Source organism: Pirellulaceae bacterium, assembly GCA_019636385.1.
In the GTDB taxonomy this organism is placed as follows: Bacteria; Planctomycetota; Planctomycetia; order Pirellulales; family Pirellulaceae; genus Aureliella.
In genome coordinates, this window is sequence record JAHBXT010000002.1 from 1,113,290 (window position 1) to 1,133,278 (window position 19,989).

The 19,989-nt window shown below is 51.0% G+C and carries 19 protein-coding genes; all 19 read left to right on the forward strand.

All coding sequences use genetic code 11. From position 1 onward, the window contains the following. Nucleotides 1-30: 30 nt before the first annotated feature. The 19 genes from KF752_09640 to KF752_09730 all read left to right on the forward strand — a co-directional run bounded on the left by KF752_09640 (nt 31) and on the right by KF752_09730 (nt 19,885). On the forward strand, nt 31-210 hold the full coding sequence (locus tag KF752_09640; protein MBX3421801.1) for a hypothetical protein: 180 nt from the start codon (nt 31-33) through the stop codon (nt 208-210). 334 nt (nt 211-544) lie between these two features. Beyond that, nucleotides 545-829 (forward strand): hypothetical protein, encoded by a 285-nt coding sequence (locus KF752_09645; protein MBX3421802.1) that lies wholly within the window; start codon nt 545-547, stop codon nt 827-829. Nucleotides 830-844: 15 nt separating this feature from the next. Next, a complete protein-coding gene (locus KF752_09650) occupies nt 845-1,549 on the forward strand; it encodes a glycosyltransferase (protein ID MBX3421803.1) in 705 nt (234 codons plus the stop codon). A gap of 42 nt (nt 1,550-1,591) precedes the next feature. Continuing rightward, the gene (locus tag KF752_09655) at nt 1,592-2,005 is read left to right on the forward strand and encodes a hypothetical protein (protein MBX3421804.1); all 414 of its coding nucleotides are present in this window, start codon (nt 1,592-1,594) and stop codon (nt 2,003-2,005) included. Further along, nucleotides 1,999-2,805: a radical SAM protein gene (locus KF752_09660; protein ID MBX3421805.1), complete on the forward strand. Its 807-nt coding sequence runs from the start codon at nt 1,999-2,001 to the stop codon at nt 2,803-2,805. Before KF752_09655 ends, KF752_09660 begins: the two co-directional genes overlap by 7 nt. A gap of 308 nt (nt 2,806-3,113) precedes the next feature. Beyond that, nucleotides 3,114-4,958: a VWA domain-containing protein gene (locus KF752_09665; protein MBX3421806.1), complete on the forward strand. Its 1,845-nt coding sequence runs from the start codon at nt 3,114-3,116 to the stop codon at nt 4,956-4,958. An 80-nt stretch (nt 4,959-5,038) separates the two neighbouring features. Continuing rightward, the gene (locus KF752_09670; GenBank protein MBX3421807.1) at nt 5,039-5,935 is read left to right on the forward strand and encodes an ATP-binding cassette domain-containing protein; all 897 of its coding nucleotides are present in this window, start codon (nt 5,039-5,041) and stop codon (nt 5,933-5,935) included. After that, a complete protein-coding gene (locus tag KF752_09675) occupies nt 5,925-7,976 on the forward strand; it encodes a hypothetical protein (protein ID MBX3421808.1) in 2,052 nt (683 codons plus the stop codon). The genes KF752_09670 and KF752_09675 overlap by 11 nt, the downstream gene beginning before the upstream one ends. A gap of 437 nt (nt 7,977-8,413) precedes the next feature. Further along, the gene (locus KF752_09680; protein ID MBX3421809.1) at nt 8,414-9,553 is read left to right on the forward strand and encodes an SUMF1/EgtB/PvdO family nonheme iron enzyme; all 1,140 of its coding nucleotides are present in this window, start codon (nt 8,414-8,416) and stop codon (nt 9,551-9,553) included. Nucleotides 9,554-9,556: 3 nt separating this feature from the next. Further along, nucleotides 9,557-10,489 carry a formylglycine-generating enzyme family protein gene (locus tag KF752_09685; protein MBX3421810.1) on the forward strand — a complete coding sequence of 311 codons (933 nt, stop codon included), beginning with the start codon at nt 9,557-9,559 and terminating at the stop codon, nt 10,487-10,489. A gap of 288 nt (nt 10,490-10,777) precedes the next feature. Continuing rightward, nucleotides 10,778-11,551 (forward strand): ATP-binding cassette domain-containing protein, encoded by a 774-nt coding sequence (locus KF752_09690; protein MBX3421811.1) that lies wholly within the window; start codon nt 10,778-10,780, stop codon nt 11,549-11,551. Next, nucleotides 11,548-12,306 carry an ABC transporter permease subunit gene (locus KF752_09695; GenBank protein MBX3421812.1) on the forward strand — a complete coding sequence of 253 codons (759 nt, stop codon included), beginning with the start codon at nt 11,548-11,550 and terminating at the stop codon, nt 12,304-12,306. Before KF752_09690 ends, KF752_09695 begins: the two co-directional genes overlap by 4 nt. A gap of 1 nt (nt 12,307) precedes the next feature. After that, entirely contained in the window at nt 12,308-13,300 is a 993-nt protein-coding gene (locus KF752_09700) for an ABC transporter substrate-binding protein (GenBank protein ID MBX3421813.1), read from the forward strand. A 116-nt stretch (nt 13,301-13,416) separates the two neighbouring features. Next, the gene (locus KF752_09705) at nt 13,417-14,043 is read left to right on the forward strand and encodes a class I SAM-dependent methyltransferase (protein ID MBX3421814.1); all 627 of its coding nucleotides are present in this window, start codon (nt 13,417-13,419) and stop codon (nt 14,041-14,043) included. A 28-nt stretch (nt 14,044-14,071) separates the two neighbouring features. Beyond that, nucleotides 14,072-14,869: a class I SAM-dependent methyltransferase gene (locus KF752_09710; protein ID MBX3421815.1), complete on the forward strand. Its 798-nt coding sequence runs from the start codon at nt 14,072-14,074 to the stop codon at nt 14,867-14,869. Further along, nucleotides 14,854-16,941 (forward strand): hypothetical protein, encoded by a 2,088-nt coding sequence (locus tag KF752_09715; GenBank protein ID MBX3421816.1) that lies wholly within the window; start codon nt 14,854-14,856, stop codon nt 16,939-16,941. Before KF752_09710 ends, KF752_09715 begins: the two co-directional genes overlap by 16 nt. Further along, on the forward strand, nt 16,938-18,452 hold the full coding sequence (locus KF752_09720; GenBank protein ID MBX3421817.1) for a hypothetical protein: 1,515 nt from the start codon (nt 16,938-16,940) through the stop codon (nt 18,450-18,452). Before KF752_09715 ends, KF752_09720 begins: the two co-directional genes overlap by 4 nt. A gap of 18 nt (nt 18,453-18,470) precedes the next feature. Then, on the forward strand, nt 18,471-19,337 hold the full coding sequence (locus KF752_09725; protein MBX3421818.1) for a hypothetical protein: 867 nt from the start codon (nt 18,471-18,473) through the stop codon (nt 19,335-19,337). After that, nucleotides 19,337-19,885: a hypothetical protein gene (locus KF752_09730; protein MBX3421819.1), complete on the forward strand. Its 549-nt coding sequence runs from the start codon at nt 19,337-19,339 to the stop codon at nt 19,883-19,885. The genes KF752_09725 and KF752_09730 overlap by 1 nt, the downstream gene beginning before the upstream one ends. The last annotated feature ends 104 nt before the right edge of the window (nt 19,886-19,989 follow it).

Sequence of the window (19,989 nt, forward strand, 5' to 3'; positions counted from 1 at the left end):
GGAGAAAATTCCAAGGGAGTTTATGTTGCATTGACTCAAGCCTCACGCCTCAGGTCTCAAGCCTCTCCTCACATGGGCAACGAACTCGGAGGCTACGAGGCAACTGGGGGAGGCGAAGCGATCGGGCTTGCGAACCTCTGTGAAAAGGCGATGCGATTCCCAGCGATCGATCCCAAGATTCCCGACGGTCAGCTCGCCAAGCAACTGTAGGCCTGGATCGTCGCCAGGAAAGCAGAAGCCATTCGTGATCGAACCCGTGGCTGGCGGAAAGTATCCGCATCTCTGCCGATTCGCAAACCACCTCTACGAAGCCCTCGGTAACTCGCTGCGAATCATCGCCGTGGATCGCCCAATCGAAGCCTCGATTCGTTCGCTTCAAGATCGAACTAGCCGACATCCAGGCTAATGGTTCGCAGCCGGCGATGACGCCTGCGACAAACTCCAGCGTTCGCGTCTTGAACATCGCGAGACGTTCATCCAAGAGCATCCAGAAGTCCCCGTCGATCGGATCAACTTCGCCAAGCTAACGGAAGATCTTGAAACGGTGATCAATGAACTGATCGCCTTCCTCGCGCGGCGCGACACGATCGCTCGTGTTCGCTGGGACGACGAGATCAAAACGTACGAGCACTGGGAGTTTTTCTACCGAGCGTCCCATATTAAACATCTGCAAATCGCCGTGGCTCTCGACTGCTCCGTAGTCCACGACCACGTGGCAGCCAAGCCTTACGGAGCTCTGCGAGCCCGACCCAAGTTCCGCCGATTGGGGCTTCGTAAACACGGCTTTGATTCACTGCGTTATCCAGGAGGAGGTATCGTCCATGCGTGATCGTGCACATTCTGCATCAAGACTATCCATCGCCCTCATTGTTGCGCGACTCTGGTGCGTAGCATTTACGAGCATTGTGGCGATGAGCGTCCGCTGATCTACGTCCTCGACGACGGCAAGCCTGAGCTGAGATTCTCGCAAGTCTGTCCCGACGAAGCCACGTTAGTAGATCGACTCATTGAGACCGAATATGACATCGAGTTGTCGGCTGGTCGCAATCGTCTCGTTGAAGCCGCGCAAACTCGGATGGTGATCTTCTCCGATGACGATCACGTCGTTGGTCCGCAGACGCGACTGAATGATCTCGTGCGCAAGTTCGAATCGAGTCGCCTCGATCTATTGGCAACGCTCAGCAAGCAACCGCATCGTGCCCATCCTGATGGCGCGCCACGTTTGCTGAAGTCAGCCGGTGGCGTTCTTCACATTCCTCGCGGCGAGTATCGACGCATCGGCGACATTGCCGAGTGCGCATTCGTCTGTAACTGCTTCGTTGCCCATCGCGACATCCTTCAAGCGATCCGTTGGGATGAAGACCTGAAGGTCGATGAGCACTGGGACTTCTTCTGGCGTGCCAAGATTGCCGGCGTCAAGGTTGGCGTGGCGATGGACCATGTCTTTCCGCACATCCACGTCGATCCGCCCGCCTACAAGCGACATCGCCCCGTCTTCCTGAAACAAGCCTTGCGTAAGCACAACCTACGCAAGGTTCTCTGGCGCTGATTTCTGTTTCTTTCGTTTACCCAATTTCTTGAAGGAGTGTCTATGACCACCACAAACCATGGACCATTTGGTCCCAACGGCGAGCGACCACCGGGTTGGCCCCCACCGCCGTTTGATCCGCCAGGTGAACCGCTACCGTACGTTCCACTGCCAGATCCACCGGGTTCCAGCGCGGAGCCGCGTCCCGATTGGTGGCCGGAAGACTGGGTATGGCCTCCGGTGCCCGAGCCGCCGATCGAAGTGTTGGTACCGCCTCCACTGCCCAACATCATCTGGCCGCGGCTACCTACGCATCATCCATACCATCTGCCTCCTGGCTACCACTGGCCGGACAACTTGCCACCAGGGCATCCAGGCCACGACGTGAAACCACCTAAACCACCAGGCGGAAGTGGCGACGTAGGCAGCGAAGGCTCGGGCGATGAAGCTGGTTCAAGTGATTCGGAAAAATGTTGATGATCGAGCTTGCCAATCTCGAGTTCCATGCAGCACATGCGTGCAATCTTTATTGTGCGCAGTGCTCGCATTATTCCAACTTTCATGCCGGCGGAATCGTGAGCCTCGATGAAGCTCGCGCGAACTTCGAAGCATGGAAGGGCCGGCTAGCGCCCAAACGGATTGCAATTCTTGGGGGCGAACCAACACTCAACCCGGAGTTGATTTCAATCATCGAGCTTGCAAGACAGTCGTTCCCAAACGCCGAAGGACTGTTCGTCACGAAGGGATTCTTCCTCGATCGTCATCCCGACCTGCCCCGCGTTCTGATCGACAACCGCTTCCGTATGGACGTCTCCCAACATGGACGTGCGCCGGAGTACATGAAGCGATTTCGCGTCGTCTGCCAGAAGGTCCGCGCGTGGCGAGCCAGCTATCCTGATCTGCAAATCAACATCCGCAAATCCCATCGTGGCTGGCGTCAGCAGTACCACATGGTGGATGGCAAGCCGATGCCGTTCGGCAGCGACCCGAGAGCCGCCTGGAAAATCTGCCTCCAACGCACCTGTACCCAGCTCTACAAGCAATGCCTGTGGAAATGCCCCGCGCTCGCCTACCATGCAATCATGTCTGGCAAGCTAAAACTCGCCTCAGAGCCAGCCTGGCAACTCTTCCGCGACTACCGAGCCTGCCCGCCGACGGCATTAGATGAAGAAGTCCGTGACTTCCTTGCGAAAAAGGAAATTCCACAGTGCAATTACTGCCCATCACGAAGTACAAGGTTCGTGCATCCGAACCCTCTTCAGCGGAACGCTTCGTGATGAAGCTTGCTGAGCCTTCTCGCTGAAGGTTGCGAACAGAGTTTGGGCTTATGGAATTCGGCGATGTCGCTAACCAGATCAAGTTGGTTACGCTCTTTCAAAATTTCTTCGATTGGCAAACACTCGGAATATTCGGGTTTTAGCAGTTTTCTCGCCTATTACGGCTATCGACCGCCGTAACCGCCACAGCCGGAACCAGGGGGTAAGTGGAACCGGTTGTTTTTTTGCCGGTGCCGGTCGCGTGCTGGATACCGCGGCCCAGCCTTGCCACGGAACGGCTTCATACCCCATTTCAATGGAGCGGTGTCATGTTGTCGAAAATTCAGAGCGGTTTGGTAGCGTTACTCTTTTTGATCATTTCTTCGCCCTCGTTGGTGGCGGATGACGTATTGAAATCAGAGTTCGGCGCACCCCTGAAGGTCATTGTGCGAAACGATTCCGCGGTGTTCGCGGAACCGACCGAATCTAGTCGTTCACAGCCACTACGTCAATTTGAATGGTTTTTTGTCTTGCCCGCCGACGAGTCGGGAGCAAAAACCAAGAAAGGTCATTACCGTATTGCGACCGGTAAATCTCTCGCAAACGAAATCGGCTGGGTGAAAGCCGACGATGTTGTCGAATGGGAGCATCGACTAGTTGGAGGCTTTACTAAGCGAGGAAGACGGGGTCCGGCATACTTCTTTGAAAATCAGGCGGCGGTGCTGTCGCATCTCAATGAAGGCGGCATTTCCGAAGCAATAAGCCGTGAGTCTGATGGCTCAGAAATATTCTCGTTGCTTCCGATACTAAAAGAGTTGAAGAGCACCTTGGATGGGGAAGAAATAATAGTTTTTGAATTTGCCTATCTGCACACTGCAGATCCCAAAAACATCTTCTCGTCCGTCCATCAAAAAGAAGCAATTACCCTACCACAGGTCCAAGCAGAAATCACTCTCGACATTGTTTTCGTTATTGACACAACGTCGTCGATGAAACCACACATAGAAGCAGCGAAAGAAGTGGTTCGGAAGATCGCAGCTGCTGTGAATGCTAACCAGCATGTACGTGGACGAGTTCGTTTGGGTTTGGTTGGCTACCGCGACGAAGGCGACGAGTATGTCTCGAAGGTACTCTGCAGCTTGGAAAGCGGGAGCGACTTAGCCGTTTTCGAGAAAGTTCTCGCAAATACTGTAGTCGCTGGCGGCGGTGATGACCCAGAGCAAGTTTATGCAGGATTGAGAACCGCCATCACCGACATTGCCTGGAACGATGTAGCCAATCGCCACATCATTTTGATCGGCGACGCTCCAAACCATGAAGGGGAAAAATCGCTTGTAGCCGTTGATACGGTACTCGCTGCCGCTCAACCAGGTGCGTCAAGCGACGACGTTGAAGCATTGTTCCGCCACATTACCATGCATACGTTGCAAGTTGGAAGCGGCTCAGGGCCAATGAGTGACCTTTGCCGTGATCAATTTTCGACCATAGCGGCGGGGCGTGATTTCGCAGGAATCTCGGCCACTACCGACAACACGACTAGCTTCATCGAAAGTTTAGCGGAGACACTTACGAATCGCGTTCGCGATACCGTGTCTATCGTTCAAGGTGATGTCGAAGAGTTTGCCGCAACGAAGGACCCCAACAAAGGTGCGATCGGCGCAATTCTTCAATACCTGGGCAAGGAGAAATTGGTTGGCGCGACGTTCGCCAGCGGTTATTCAGCCGAGATAGATGCCGAAGGCAATCGAACGATCGAGCCCTTTGTGCTCGTCGGACGGAATGAGCTGAAATTGTTTGCGTCAGCTTTGGAGTTTTGTGTTCGGACGCTTGAGGGTGCAGGTGACCCAGGCAGCAAGGACGTCGATAAAATTCTGCAAGCACTCAGAACTCTAACCGTACATATCAGCTACGACGGTGAAATCACTGCCGACACTCCGCTCAAAGAGATATTGCAATTGATCTTAGGGCTACCCGTCAAGTCCAGGGTTTTTGATATGACCCCGGCACGATTGGCCGCGATGTCCCAGAAGGATTTCGAGTCTTGGGTCGCTGAAATCGATGCTAGCCACGCGATGGTCACCGGCCATATCGAAAACGCCCGTTGGTTCAATTTGGGAAAAGAGACCCGACCTCAACTTCGCTTCGCGTTCGTTCGGCTTAGTGACCTGCCATAACTATTTGGCAAATACGGCGAGGAAGCCGCCCTGGCTTCCTCGCCATTCTCTCTCCGTCACAATTATCTGGAGCGCATATCATGACTGAGTACGCAATTACCATAAAAAATCTTCAACATTTGTATAACACCCCAACACGCCGCTTTCTTCTCCAGGTGGTTGACTTGGTGATCCCGATGGGAGGTCTCTTGACGATCCTGGGAGAATCAGGCTCTGGCAAGACCACGCTACAAAGCCGACTCGGCCTATTGTTGGCACTAAAGAGCGATGAGTACTCGACCGTTGAGGAGTTTCGTATCAACGAGCGAGCATCGCCTCGTCGAGTTGTCAGCCACGATGTTGCTGAGCTACTCAAGAAAGGGAAAGCTGGGAAGAAAAAGATGGAGGCTCTCCGCCGACGTTTGATGGGATTCTATCTGCAAAGTGGTGAGCTCATCCCGACGCTTACCATCAAAGAAAATGTTGCAATGCCGCTTAGGCTCAACGGAGCCTCCGCGAAGGAAGCGAACAAGCGGGCGGAAGGGCTACTGGGTTATCTTCTGGGGGTTTCTGAAAAGAACATCCCAGAGAAACTTCCATTGGAGTACTCCGGTGGCGAATACCAACGAATCGCCTTGGCGCGTGCCATCGCCCATCGGCCACAAATCTTATTCGTTGATGAGCCCACAAGCAGTCTGGATACACCAAACAAACGTCGTGTACTGGACCTGATGAGCACGCTCGCTCGCGACGAAGAGACAACCGTGATCATGATCAACCATGACCACGCATTGGCTCGGAGTTACTCCGATTACATCGTCAATATCAGCGCAATCCCAGAGGGCTGGGATGATGAAATTGGGTTGCCGTTCCGCGAAAGCGATGGCTTCGGTACGCCAATCAGTTTCGAAGCCAAGATCGACGGCTCCTGGTTCCCTACAAACTCGCATTTCCAAGTTGATTACACACCTTCTCATGAGGAATATCATGTTGCCTAAAGACTCGATTCGCATGCACTTGTACTATGGAGAAATCGCCTTGAAGGATTCCTGGCGATCTCGAACTACGCTCCTGACAACTGCGACCGTCTTCGCAGGTATTTGTTTGCTGTTACTGGTACTGGCAGGCCTCAAAAGCGGTCTCGTCCAGCAACTCCGCGACGACATTGGCTCCAACCCATCGTCAATTAAGGGCGATTTGTTCGCGACCAGCGATGACCTAGCATTGTCGGCTGCATCTGAGGCCGATCTGATCGCTGGTTTACCTCCGGGCACAATCATTGTTCCCGAAATCACCAAGCTCGGGACGATCTTGACTCCGAAGGCGAGAGTCGACGGTGTTACTCTACAGACGACCGTACCGGGCGACCCAATCCTTGCTTACCACGGAGCAGGTATCTCTGGGGCTACCGCTCCAGAGCTGGTGGTCTCACCTGCGGTCGCTCAGACCCTTGGATTGTCGGATCAAGCGATTAACTCTGGTACATCGAATGTCACTATTGAGTTGACCCGGAGTGAAGGGCGTGAAGCGATTACCGCCCGACTTCAAGTTTCGGTTCGTGCAGTTTTCGGAACAGAGGGCAGCAAATCGAAAACCGCTTACCTGTCTCGGCACTTCATGGAACAGTTAGAGGACTTCACAAAGGGGGAAGCGGTTATTGAACATGCATGGCCAGGCCTTCCCGTTGAAGATTCTATCGGGCATCAGGGATATTTGGCCTTCACAAAGCAGGCGTACTCGGGCGAAGACATCAAACGATTGCATCTGCGCGGTTTCAAGGCCATGCCCATTTCGTATGACAACTCAATCCAGGAAAGATCCCGATGGCGAGATCTCTATGGAATGCTTAAGCCGCATGACCTCCATGTCTACTTGGTCACCTCCCAGACTCAAAGCGATCGTTTGGAGCAGTATTTGAACTTCGAGGTCAGCGAGGTCGAGGACATTACTACCTGTGACGATGTCATGCTCTATTGGTCTGAGCCAACAGCAGCCAAGATCGATGGCAAAGATCACAGATTGGTTGGGATTTCTGGATCATTGAAATGGCTTCGCGGGTACTTCGTCGACACGCGTGTGCGAATGATTGGAGCAGAGCTTCCTCGGGTGATGATTCCGTTCGGTACGGCCACGACTGATCTTGTTGGCTTGGAGTTGTCGGACGGTCAAACGTTGAATTTGACATGCAGTCCCCCGCCGACGGGCATCAACGAACTTAAGGCATCAAAGCTTTATTCCAAGGTCGACGCGTTCGTTCCTAAATTTGACGATTTCGTAGAAGGTTTTGGAGGGCTGTTAGGCAACATGCTTGGCAGTCTGGATGCTCTGGCAGCACGGGAACAATCCGGTGCACGAGCCACGTTGCTAGCCATTGAACAGCAAATCGACGCCAATCGCGATCCGATCGCCATAGTTCCGGCCAGTCTACTAGCCGCCGTTCATCGACACCGGCAAGGCACCCTTACCTTTGATCCAACCACCCAAAATTTTGAGAGAGCCAACACGCCAAATCGTTACTATAGCGGTCGCTTCTACGCCCGGGTGCTGGACGACGTTCCCGTGATCGATGAACATCTGCAAAGCCTTGGCTACAGCACTGTCTCATCGCGTCTGCAGGTGCTTGAAATGCAAGGCTATGCGGGCACGCTCGACCTACTGGTAGTCATCCTGCAAGTCATTGCGGTCTTTCTTGGATTCGTCACGTCTAGTGTCATATTCATGGAAGTGACGCGCCGCCGCCAAACGTCTATCGGCATCATGCAGATTATGGGTATGCAATCACAGGGCATCTTCTTGTTCGTCTTCTTTCGCGCCATCCTCATCGCCGGCTTGGGTTGGGCAATGGCCAGCGTACTGTCTTTGTTGATCGCAACGGGACTCCCGTTGATTGCAAACGCCGAGTGCCGATTGTCCATCGTGGACTTCGCTCAGGTCTTTGTGGGGGCCATTCTCTGCTCGGCGCTGGGCGTAGCCTACCACGCGTATGCAGCTACCAAGTTAGATCCCATGCTCGCCATTAAATCTGGAAAGGTTCAATAACCATGTTCACTGGAGAAATTATGATGTCACACCCAGGCAATAACCACGATAAAGTCTTTGGACAAGATGCGGATCTCGGCGGGAAGGTTGAACGCCTTCCGAGACAGCCGTCTCCGCCGACGCGATCGGTGCAGCCGGTCACGTTGCAGCCTGTCGGGGAGAATCCTGACACAGCGAATCCCGGCACAGCGAAATCACTTAATCGGCAGACAGCTTCAAACAGCCTTCGCGAAGGGAATTTACGCCTTGTGGAGCAAGACGCAAGGTTCGCTCGCCACGGGTACCTTCAAGACCAGAACTCTTGGCTGCGACACTATTTTCCGCTCCTCATACTTACCGCTATTGCGGCGATTGGTGCATATTGTGTTGCAACTAATCAGGGGATGTTCTTCCCACAGATGTCACCTGCCTCTTCCCCGTTCCCAAAGGACGATCCATTGGCATCGGGTCCATCTGAAACTCCGGTAATCGAAGCAAACAACCCGCGAGCACGGGATGAGTCGAATAACAACAAGTCGCAATTGCCTGCCAGCGAGCCTCCGGCTACGGAACGTGGCCAACCTGGCCCAACTGCGGCAACGACGACTACTTCGCGGAACCTAGACCATCTTTTTGATCGGCTAGCTCGACTGGACTTGGAATTCAGCCACCTGAAAGTTGAGCTCTCTGAATTGAAGAACGTCCAGGAACTGAAAGCAATACAGAGCCTCAGGAACGAAGCTTTAACGAAAGGCATTTCAACTGGACAACTTTTCCTCAGAGCCAGTGCAGACCCCAAAAGTGAGAACGCTATCCCATTGGTCTATGTAAGTGCTGGAAGGTTTCTGATTGGGCAAACTGAACAACAACGCGTCGCGAGCGCGCGGGCGTCCGCTTCAGCCCACTTTGATTTTTCGACTCCTGCTCACTTGATTAATGTCGAGACCGGATATTTCATAGGAGTTTACGAAGTCACGGTCGGACAATTGGCTGAGTTCACTACCCAGCGAACGTCTGAGGAGGTGACTTCGACGCCTTTACCGCATCCGAGCGAAAAGGACCGCAATTTGCCTGCCACCTCGATTGACTGGTCGACAGCGATGAACTTTTGCGACTGGTTGAGTCGCCTCAACGGTGGTGTGACAGTCCGGCTACCGACCGAAGTCGAGTGGGAATACGCAGCGCGAGGCAACCTCTTCGTGCAGCAGTTCGAGTCGATGCAGGAACCCAATGTCGTGTTGGGCGGCCCATGGCCAGTCAATGACAATTCACTGGATCGTTCTTGGAGTGGTTGTGTTGCCATGAACTCGAATGTGCAAGAGTGGACGATCGACTCATGGGACGAGAAAGCCTACCAACGACGCACGATGACTCCCAGTTCCTCACGCTCGAACGAAGTCTTTGTCTACAAAGGTTTCAATGAAAAAGAGCTGGCTACAAGAAACGAGGCGCGAGCTGTACGCGGTTCCAGTTTTAAAGATGTGGCTGCCAATCGGGAACTCGCTTTGCGACGCTTCAAACCCGCCAACGCAAAAGAAGATACTCTCGGATTTCGCATAGTTGTGCCAGTGGTCAGCGAACTAAACGCAGGAGATTGAGATATGGGTCATGTAGCAACACTAAACAACGATCATTCGAAGCACGTGCGAAGCGAACCAGCCAGCAAGCCCCTCAAAACGCACATCGTCGGTGTGCTGCTCGCGATGTTGATGCTCGTCGGGGGATGCAGTCGATCGACGAGCTCGCCCGAGGCAGCGGTGGAGCCAGCAAGTCGCGATAGCGGTGATAGCTCACGATCATACCTACCGCCGCCCAGTGCGTCGGCCGATCCGTCAGTTATCCATTTTGTATCCATTCCGGGAGGTAGTGCCAGACTTGGTTCGCTGTCCAATGAACCTGGTCGCGACCCGGCTTTGGAACGCTTGACCACGTACACAGTCGCCCCATTCGAAATGTCCGTCAGCGAGATCACCCGTGCTCAGTGGTTCCCGATCATGGAGCCGCATCGATCGGCCAGCACCAGCGGCGGAAACTTGCCCATCACCAACATCAACTGGTACCAAGCGACTCAATATTGTCACCTGTTGACCATCAAAACGGGAATGGTCCACCGCTTGCCGACCGAAATCGAGTGGGAGTACGCCTGCCGAGCCGGCTCGAGCGAGTTGCTGGCCGTTTGGGATGGCAACTGCTCGTTATCAGACGCCATCACTACCTTTCACCGAGGAGATTCGGGCAAACTTCTGAGAGGCATCAAAGCGAGTTGCAACATTGACTCGGGACGGATTCAGCCGGTGGGGCAGTTCCGTCCGAATCGTTTTGGTCTGGTCGATATGCATGGCAACTGTTGGGAGTGGCTCACCCTGGAAAGCCCGCTCAGCGAGCCACCGAGTCCGCTCCACGCGCCCATCCGCGGCGGCTCGGCAATCTCCACCAACCCACTGGACGCCCGAGCCGCCAATCGAGCATGGCAAAAAAGGAACGACGCCGCAGAGTCGATCGGGCTACGAGTGGTGCGTGAGACGATAAACTAGTAAGGAAGACAATAGAAAATTTAAAGCTAATCTAGGAACCGACCGAGCCCGAGGAAGTTAGCTAGCTACGAGATTGCTGCTGAGCAGCGTGATATTCATGCCAACCAAATAGCGAAAAACGCTATTGCTGGTAGCGAGTTCGCTACCTCATGTAGCGGTCCTCAAGTGCCACAAATGGCAAATTGGGAAACCCGCTCTTTGGCACGCGTCTTGCGGATGGGAACGCTCGGTTTCAAAGTTTGAGTGGAATTAGCTTAAAATCAAAGCAAAGTTTGAGAAAGAATTGAAGTGTCCGGTATTTCAGCTATCAACCTAACTGTTTCTTTCGGTGAGGACGCTGTGTTTAGCGATCTCAACATAACAATCAGGGAAGGCGAGAGTACTGCAATTCTTGGAACATCGGGCAGAGGTAAATCCACGCTGCTTCGTAGTCTTGCCGGATTGCCTCCATCGCCAAAACAAGGGTCTGTTCTCATCGCAGGAACTGCTCCAAAAGAAATGCACAAACGCAAAGAACTTTGGTTTCTTTTCCAAGAGCCGGTTGTTTTCCCAAATCGAACGGTGGCCCAGCACCTTCAGCTGGCTTTTCAATTGCATGATCGCAAGGTAAGCGAAGCTAGGTTAAATGAGGTGATGAGAACAGTTGGACTAACGAACGCTATAGCCAAGTATCCGCACCAACTTTCTGTTGGAATGCGAGCTCGGCTAGCGTTGGCGATGTCATTCTGTGTTGCGCCACGATTTTTATTTGCAGACGAACCGTTCTCCAGCTTGGATTCGGGCTACCGCAATACGTTAAACATTGCATTGAGGACGCTTCAGCTCGGCGCGAAATCAACGGTCGTATGGATTACTCACGAAATAAGAGATGCTATCTTGTTCGCTGATCGCGTTCTAGTACTCGCCGGAAAGCCAGCAAGAATCGAATGCGATATATCGTTTCCCTTAATTGACGAAAGCTCGTACTTGGCGAAGTCTACTCTGCGTGCATTGACTCCAGACGCTGAAAAGGCCTACGAGCAACTTATGCTAGCAATAGAAAAGGATGTCTTAGTAGCATGACTTCGCAAATTAAGGAACGCGCTATGCACTCTGCAATTATTGCCATCGCAGTCTGCTTCTGGGAAGTATTTTCGCGATACGGTAAAGCGGCGCTTTTTGTGTCATCGCCAATTAGGGTGCTTAAATACCTTTCGACTAATTCATCTGCATTCTGGACCAGTTTGACGACTACGGCCGTCGAGTCTATCGGCGGGTTAACTATCGCTGCGCTCGGCTCAATCGCATTGGCAACGTTATTTTATATCAGCCCTAGAACTCATCGTTTCACCTATCCTTGGATCTCGGCCACCCAGGTTATCCCCTTCGTCGCTATTGCACCTGCTGTCGTTTTGGCCTTTGGCCCAACCAGCATCTGGGGCAAGATCTTCTTAAGTGCGCTTGTTGCGTTCTTTCCTATCCTAAGCAACGTACTCTCTGGCCTTCGCACGATTCGAAGGGAATCTCTTGAACTAATGGAGGTCCTTGCGATTGGAAAGCTCCACACATTTCGGATAATTGTTATACCGCACGTCACTCATTACTTTCTAACGGGGCTCTTCATTGCTTCACCGCTATGCGTCATAGGATCAATTATAGCAGAATTTAATGGTGCCCGTTATGGTTTAGGGAAGGATATCTTCATTGCAGCAAAGCGATTAGAACCAGAGTTGATGATGTCCGGCATTCTTGGTTCAGCGATATTGTCTACGTCAATCGCTGGCACTGTTCGATTGCTGGAATCTTTTTTAGGTAGTTGGTACTCAAAGGGCAACTGAAGTGAAAACACGAACAAGGCTACTGTCGGTTTTGGCATTCTTGCTACTCCTGCTAGGGATTGGGTGGTGGGTTGTTACGCGCAATTCAAGTAACGAGAAAGCGACCATAAAGTTGCAACAGGAGTGGTTTCCATACGCTGGTTACGCAGGTGAGTGTGAAGCTGTCCGCCTTGCTGCGCTTGAAAATGTCGTGATCGAACTAATCCCTGGATCTGAGTCGGTAGACCCGATAAAATTAGTGTTATCTGGTGCAGCTGATTTTGGTGTTGCAGGCGCTGATCTTGTGATTAGCGCAAATGAAAAAGGGGCCGACCTCGTTTGCATTGGGACGATAAATAATGTTTCGCCGACTTGTTTCTTGGTAAAGTCCGAATCCGGAATCAAATCTCCCACAGACTTCATAGGCAAGAAGGTCGGAATTCTTCCCGGTACAAACACTGAACGGGTTTACAATCTTCTAATGGCGAGATCTTCAGTAGATCGAAGCAGAATTGAGGAGATTCCAGTTCCGTTTGACCTGCAGACATTTCTTCTTGGTCAGTACGATGTTCGTCCCGCATTTATTTATGACGAACCAGTAAGTTTGGACCTGAAGTCCATAACTTACGACATCATCAAGCCATCCGACTTTGGAGTGAAGTTTGTAGGAACGGTATACTTCACCCGAAAGGATTTTCTCTCCGAGCATCCTGAAGAGGTTCAAATATTAATTGACTATCTCAGAAAGGGCTGGGAGTCTGCGATCGCGAATCCCACGCAAGCCATTGACACTCTGGCAATCCAATTTGAAGGAATCGACAAAGATCGGGAACTAAAGTCGTTAGAGCGAGGAATGCCATACTTCTCGGGTGAAGGGGGCGTACTGAAATCATCGCCAGACAACTGGCAGCAAACTATTAGCGGGTTAGAAGAACTTGGTGAAATCGCCAAAGGCAAGGTTTCTCTGGGCCAGATTCTGGATGAGTCTTTTCTCAATAAGTCGATGGAGAAATAGACGTGTCGAGCTCATCTAGCCGAAAGAATCGGTGGAATAGGCAGGCTGCACTGTGGGCAGTTTATGTGGAGTCAAACATAGAACGTAGGGAACTGCTGAACGGAATCCTGGATCGCTTGGGCGTTCTTGCATCCCCTCCGCGTACGATTGTGGAGCTGGGGTGCGGCGAAGGTGTATTCTGTCGATTGCTGAAAAATCATTTCCCCGAAGCTAAAGTTACTGGCCTAGATTTTTCAGAGAGCCTAATTCAGATTGCTAGAGCTCGCGCGGAAGGCGTCGAATATTTAGTTGCTGATTTCGAGAAGCCTACGCAAGTTCCGAACAACAGCGAATCGGATCTGGTCGTTTCTGTCTTCAGCTTTCTAGAGGCGGAATCTCTTTCGAACGCTTTCGCCTCTGCCAAGAAGCTTATTGCAACCCGCGGCAAATTCGTGCTCGTCATAACCGATCCACTCGTTGATCTTCTGAAGTTCAAGTCTGGCGTTTCCATCGGCGCGAAACTAGGCCGCAGCGAAGATGGTAACTGGAGACTGACTTCGTCGTTCGTGTCGGAAGAGCATATGCCCGTCGGCAAATACTTTCGAATCCTGAGACCGATAGCAACGTACATCAATGAAGCCGCAAAGCATGAATTAGTTGTGTGTGACTTTAGGGCAGCAGCCACAGTTCGGTCGATTCAATCCGGGGGAACTGAATTGTTGATCGTTAGCTTCTGTCATTCGGAACATCAAGCACTGGATTGACGCGAAAAATGAAATCAAAGGTGAGAAGATGTTACTGAGTGAAATTCGCCGCAAGTTCTTCTATGCAATGCACGAAGCGGGGATGTATGATGCCACAATCGAGTTTGTGGTTCCGCTCTATGAACAAATGCATTCAATGATGCAAAGACTCGCTAAAGACCATGTGCCGCACTTACGCGATAAAGTAGCGCTTGACATCGGTGCGGGTACTGGAGTTGATTCCATTATGCTTCTGGAATCTATTCCCGACTTGCGCATTATCGGAGTCGATCTATGTGAGCCAATGGTAGATTTATTCAATAAAAAGGCTGCAGACGCTGGTATCACGCCGGAGCGGTTTGCTGTATTCGTCGCGGATGCTCTTGATGACAGCACGTACGCTCGGGCGCGAGTGCATGCCAGTGACAGATTTGGGAAAGCCGCTTTTGGGCTGGTGTTTTCCGCATTCACGATTCATCACTTCGCCGCAGACGAAAAACTTTTTGTGATTCAGCGGATTTATGATTTACTTACGCCGGGAGGGATCTTCATACTTGGTGATCTATTTAACTGCAGCGGCGAGTCATCCTGGATGACTGATACAATTTTGGATTTCGAAGTTAAATGGATGCATGAAAACTTCACACGTGCGATAGAAGCGGCCAAAGATAGCAAGCATGTTATGAATTTGGAAGCCTTGCGAGATAACTGGATTCAGCACTACCTTACAGACAACAGGCTTTCGTCCGTATCTGAACACTTTGAGATGCTGCGACACGTGGGCTTTTCAGAAGTGGCAAATCCGCTTCGCTACTATCAGGTTGGCGTAGTTTGGGCAAGAAAGTAATGGGCGCAAAACTCGACGATCAAACGAAAGACCTGCTGAAGCGCCTGGGGGAGATAGATCGGTGTGTTGCCAGATGGTCAACGGCGGAAGACGCGTCGGAGGGCCAGGCGTTGCTTGACTTAACCAAATGCGTCAATGAAATCGCTTCTTCTCAGGGCGTAATCGGCGCGGCATTTTCTGTTCTCGATCCAAGTCAATCCACCATCGCTCTTACTAGGACCTATATGCGGAAGTCGAGCATCGCCGAAAATAGCTTAAGCGATGAATTCAAGCTTTTTCGCTATAAAGCCCCAACGAATCTTGCGAATAGGTTTCCGCAATTTTTTGACTCGCTGAAGGCAGCAAGAACAGGCTATTCAGATTTCATAGACTCATTGTTTCAGGTGCAGAGAGGTAACCAGCGGACAAATGATCCAGACGGGATGCTTCCCGAGTTTCTGAAAAAGGATATAGAAGGTGCAGTGATTGCTCCCTTCAAAGAAATATGCAATTATCTAGCTGCATGGCTCTTCTTGTTGTATTCGGCAGCAAATGCTGAGTACGGACTACTTTCGTCGAATGCTGTGCCAAATTTGAAACTTACCGTCGGCGAGGCTCTTTACAAGGCTTTGAAGAGAACCCCACATCACACGAGGAGGACTGCGTTGGGGTTCGACGACTTCGACTTGTTCTTTCGCGCTTTTGGCAGGGAAGAATTGTCTGATTCCGACCTCTTTGCTAGGCTACTTATGGAGTGCACACTTGGAGACATAGTACCAAGCATTGCTGAGCAAGCAGCCTTCAAAAATCGCGCAAGTGATCTGCAAAACAAATTGAGAATAGACTCAAACTCGCCGATTATTTCTCGCCTGCACGATATTTCGCAGAAGGCACCCTTCCCACTCATTCCGTATCTTAGCCTTGTCGCTCTTACTAACGGAGAGATTGCGCACGCCATTATTCCGTTGCACTCTACACGCAGCTTTAAGCACCAGGTAGTCATTTCGGAAGGAGTTGTGCAGGCCCGCAATTGTGGAGTTTTCTTGTTAGCCACAGTTGATCAGGAGATCGCGGATATTCCAGCCTTGACGGCGCTTAGCAAAGCGATGGCCTCACCTATCCTGGATAGCGTCTATTACGGCGGTTTTCAAAAGAAGCTTATTGAACGAGAACTCATTGGCGAATCGATTAGGTCCTTCGCCCATCAAATCCGATCTCTTTCTGGCAGCATCGGTGGGAGATGGTTAGTGCCTCCATCTGTTTGGCCAGGCCTGCGAGATCATGCAATTAAAAAAATGACAGAACATCTCGTAAGTGAGGAAAAACTCAATATTGACGTTGCGACGCAAGTAGCTCGCGAAAAAGCGAAAGGCTATCTAACAGCTCCAGATCCAAAGATATTCTCGGCCCTATCCTCCACACTGAAATTATGGTCGCTCACCTTTACACTGACTGACTTGTTTGGTTCCAGTGAGTTTGGACCGCAGAATGCCGTCGAACTAATACAAGAAGCTGTCTCATATGCCGAGGATTGTACTTATCTGAGAAAAACGAGTGGTCTCGACCGGACTGACTCAGTGGATCTCGCGGAAGCGTGGTTATGCGAAAGTTTTCTTGGGGAACGAACAATCGATTCCTCGAGTCTCAAAAACCTTCACTTCAAGTTCAGCTCTGGAGTATGCGATTGGAGTAAGCCGCTTGCCGAATTTAAATACCAAGGAAGAGAAGAAGAGCCCGACACCTCTCGCAGGTTCGCCATCGAGCTTGCTGGAGTATTTCGGCTATACGTACTAGCAGTTGAAAATTTTACCTTGCACAGTACGGATAATGCAACGCTTAGACTAAGTTGGGAAGCTGTGGCGAACAAGCGCATTAGGATGCAATGGGAGACTAACGGAGTCAAGCCAAAGCTTGATGAAGAGCGACTATTTCTGAGCTTTAGAGGCGAAGAGGTGTTCGATTTTGTTGCGCGCACGTTCCTGAAATATAGGCAGCCAGTTGTTCGTTCGGCACCTCAGCGAGATGGATCCAGATATTGGTGCGCAGTTGAGTTCGACAAGCCGGATTGGATCATTTCGGAGGAGCGAAAATGAATGAAAAGGTGAGTGTTTATGTTTTTGACGACAAGGTCTTTTTCCCGCAATTCCGTGCGCATTGGGCTTCCAATAAACTTCCTAGACGAGAAGTATTTGGGTGCAAATATGAGTTTGAATTTGCCGATGCCTTCAATGCACTTGGTGAAGAAACGGCTCGTGCGTTAGGGAAAACCTGTGAACCTGTTCGAAGCCTCCAAGCATATAAGAAAGCGATCCAGACTATTCGCTCGTTCGGCGATACAGATAGAGCGATACTGTTTTTTGACATTAATCTCAATGAAACTAGTGGGGGCTTCACGATAACTGAGGATGATATTTCAGCGCATGAGATGGTATTGGCGGTCGAATTTTACTGCGCCTGCAAAAATGCAATTGCAGATTCGGTGAATACAAAAGACGTCGTGGCATGGCTTAATGACCAACGCCAAGGATTCTTACTGCTGATTGTGGCAGCAACGCACAAATCGCTCGCGAATCTCGAGATCTACATAGCAAGTAGTGCAGCAAATGATTGGGAATCCGAGATCCTTCTTGAACTGGCTAATAGGTCGTCGCAGTATGTCTTCCGTAAACTGCATAACTCGCTAACGCTTGACGTTAATTACAAAAACCTGATTCACTCAGTTGAAAAAGCTTGTGAAAGCTTTGCTGCAGAATGGTGGCCTTCGGACGGTAATATTTGGGTTGAAAGTAATTCCCCTTCTATTGCTCTTAAGGCTAGTGCCTCTGATTTAGGCAAGGAGCACTGTCTTGCCCAACTGGAATGGTTCACAGAGGGATGCATTCTTGTTCCACACAATCACGAGGACTTCATGCCGCAGTTGACACTCTACGGCACGAAGCACCCGCTTGCTGTCTACCTGCAAAACAAGTTCCGTTTGGACGCTTGTCTGGTCGAGAAACTTTTGGGTCAGAAGGACATGTACGAAACGTTAAAGAGAACGATTGGTGGCTGGGCGCTTATCCACTTGGGTGACAATCAAGGTAAGCGTTTTTCAATTCAGGCGCTGGTTTTTGCAGTTGCGTATGCAGTTGCTGACAAGCAATGGTTGGAAGAGCTGGAGTGGATTGCGCCCCAAAAAGAGATAGATATCGACAGTGCCCGTCCGTTAAGAGAATTATTTGGGGCCGTCGCCAGCTTGTTCAAGCATCTTTCCACGAATCAAGAAACGAAGAATTTCAATTTGTTTGATGTCAGATTTGTGATTCGGAATGAGGGGCCGAGCACGGCTATAACACCCACGCTGCATCTTGAAGTCGACGTTGATTTTGACTGTATTTCGCGGACAATAAGCTCGCAAAGTTTGATGGAGAAAATCCTTTTTTTAAAGTATGCATGCGATGGAGAGGCAGCAAAGCGAGTCTTGAAGGTTACGGAGGTTGTTTCTCGATACAGGCTTCCTATACGGCTAGGTATATACCCGGTTAGCAAGTCGCTACGGAATTGCACGAGCATTTCCGAAGTAGAATCGGCAAACTGGACTCGATTCGATTTCAGCGTCAAGTAGACAAGAGTGATTTAAATCATGTCAAACCCATTTGTTTCGATATTCGACGACGATGGTCGTCGTCGTGAAAGCATCGCAAAAGTGTTACGATCGTTGCCCCAGCCTTCGCACAGTACTTTTGAGGTATTTGAACACGACGGCCAAAATTGGGCGGGAAAGCGCCCCTCTGGAGGCTGTTGTCTTCTTCTCGTTCACTGGAGGAACCGTGGAGTTCTGGCTGGTGAACTAAAACTGGAATTGCAGCCAGGTACTCGTATCGTTCCGTACTCTGGTGGTGGCCTTCGAGCCGAAGATGTCAATGAAGATCAAACAGTTGTAGAGCTGGGTGAAACTTGTTTCATCTCTCCGATTTGGGGTTCAGTTGACTCAGGGGAGAGCCTAAGCGAGGAGAAATGGACTGGGCTTGTACTGCATGCGATTGACCGAAAACCGGCCGTGCCGGACTTTCTTCAGGTTCGTCCAGTTCTCGAGATCGTACCTGCGTTGTCCCTTCTCTGCCAAGGCTATCTCGCTGAATACGCATTGAAGAACCAGATCGACGGTACCGTGAGCACCAAGGGATTCGTTGATGTGGGGAAGGCTCTCAAAGCCATGGGGTGGGTTGATGATGAGTTGGCGGAGAAGGTTTCCCAAACGGTAGACAACCTGAATTTTGACTCCGAAAAGCAAACGCCAAATGTTGCGTTCTGGACTGAACCGTTTGAGGGATCAAAATTGCTGCGAGAAGGAATCCGATGTGAACTGCCAAAGTCGCTAACGAAATTGCCCGACGATATCGAAAATTTGTTCAAGGCAATCGATGAAAGGATGGTCTCCGATGAAGACTTTGTAGATACCGTCGCGAAAGCTTATCTCACGCTCAGCAAACTGCTGGAGGCGGCGTGATGCTGATGGTTACCTCCACGGTGGATAGAGACTGGCAAGCTGGGCGAAATCGGCTGAATCATGATTGGCTGAAGAACAAGTTTTCGTTGAGTCTGGAAAAAGCGGTGAAGATTGCTCAGGAGCGTATTGAGGATAACGATTTTGCAGCGAAGTTCATCGAGATTGCTTTGCCAGAGTTCGAAACCGAAATGCAGAATGCTCGTGCGTTGATTGAGTCGTTTGAGAGGTCCATGTCTCCTCGTGTTCTGCTCGATCGAAAGCCTCTTTGTCGACTCGATGATCGTTATCGCGATTGGCTGGGAACGGTGGTTCACGCCTGCTGGAAAAGCCGGATTCAGGCCGCCGAACTGGTTGAGACGGCGACTAAGCGACTCGACGAAGCGTCGGCAGCCTTCGATCGCCTCAAGCAGTGTATTGGGGGTAAGTGTGGTAAACTTGAGGGGCAGCAATTGGCTTGCTGTCGCACCGAGCTGTTGGTCTTTCGGGATGCCTGTGGCGAGTTAGGAACAGCGATTTCAAGGTTCCCTAACCGCTTATTGGTAGTTTGAAAACCATTAACATTACGGACAAGGGCTTGACTCCTGATAGGCGTTCTTCAGTCCAGGTAAAAACCGATGTTTTGCCATTTCGCAACAATCGGACGGGTTGGGAA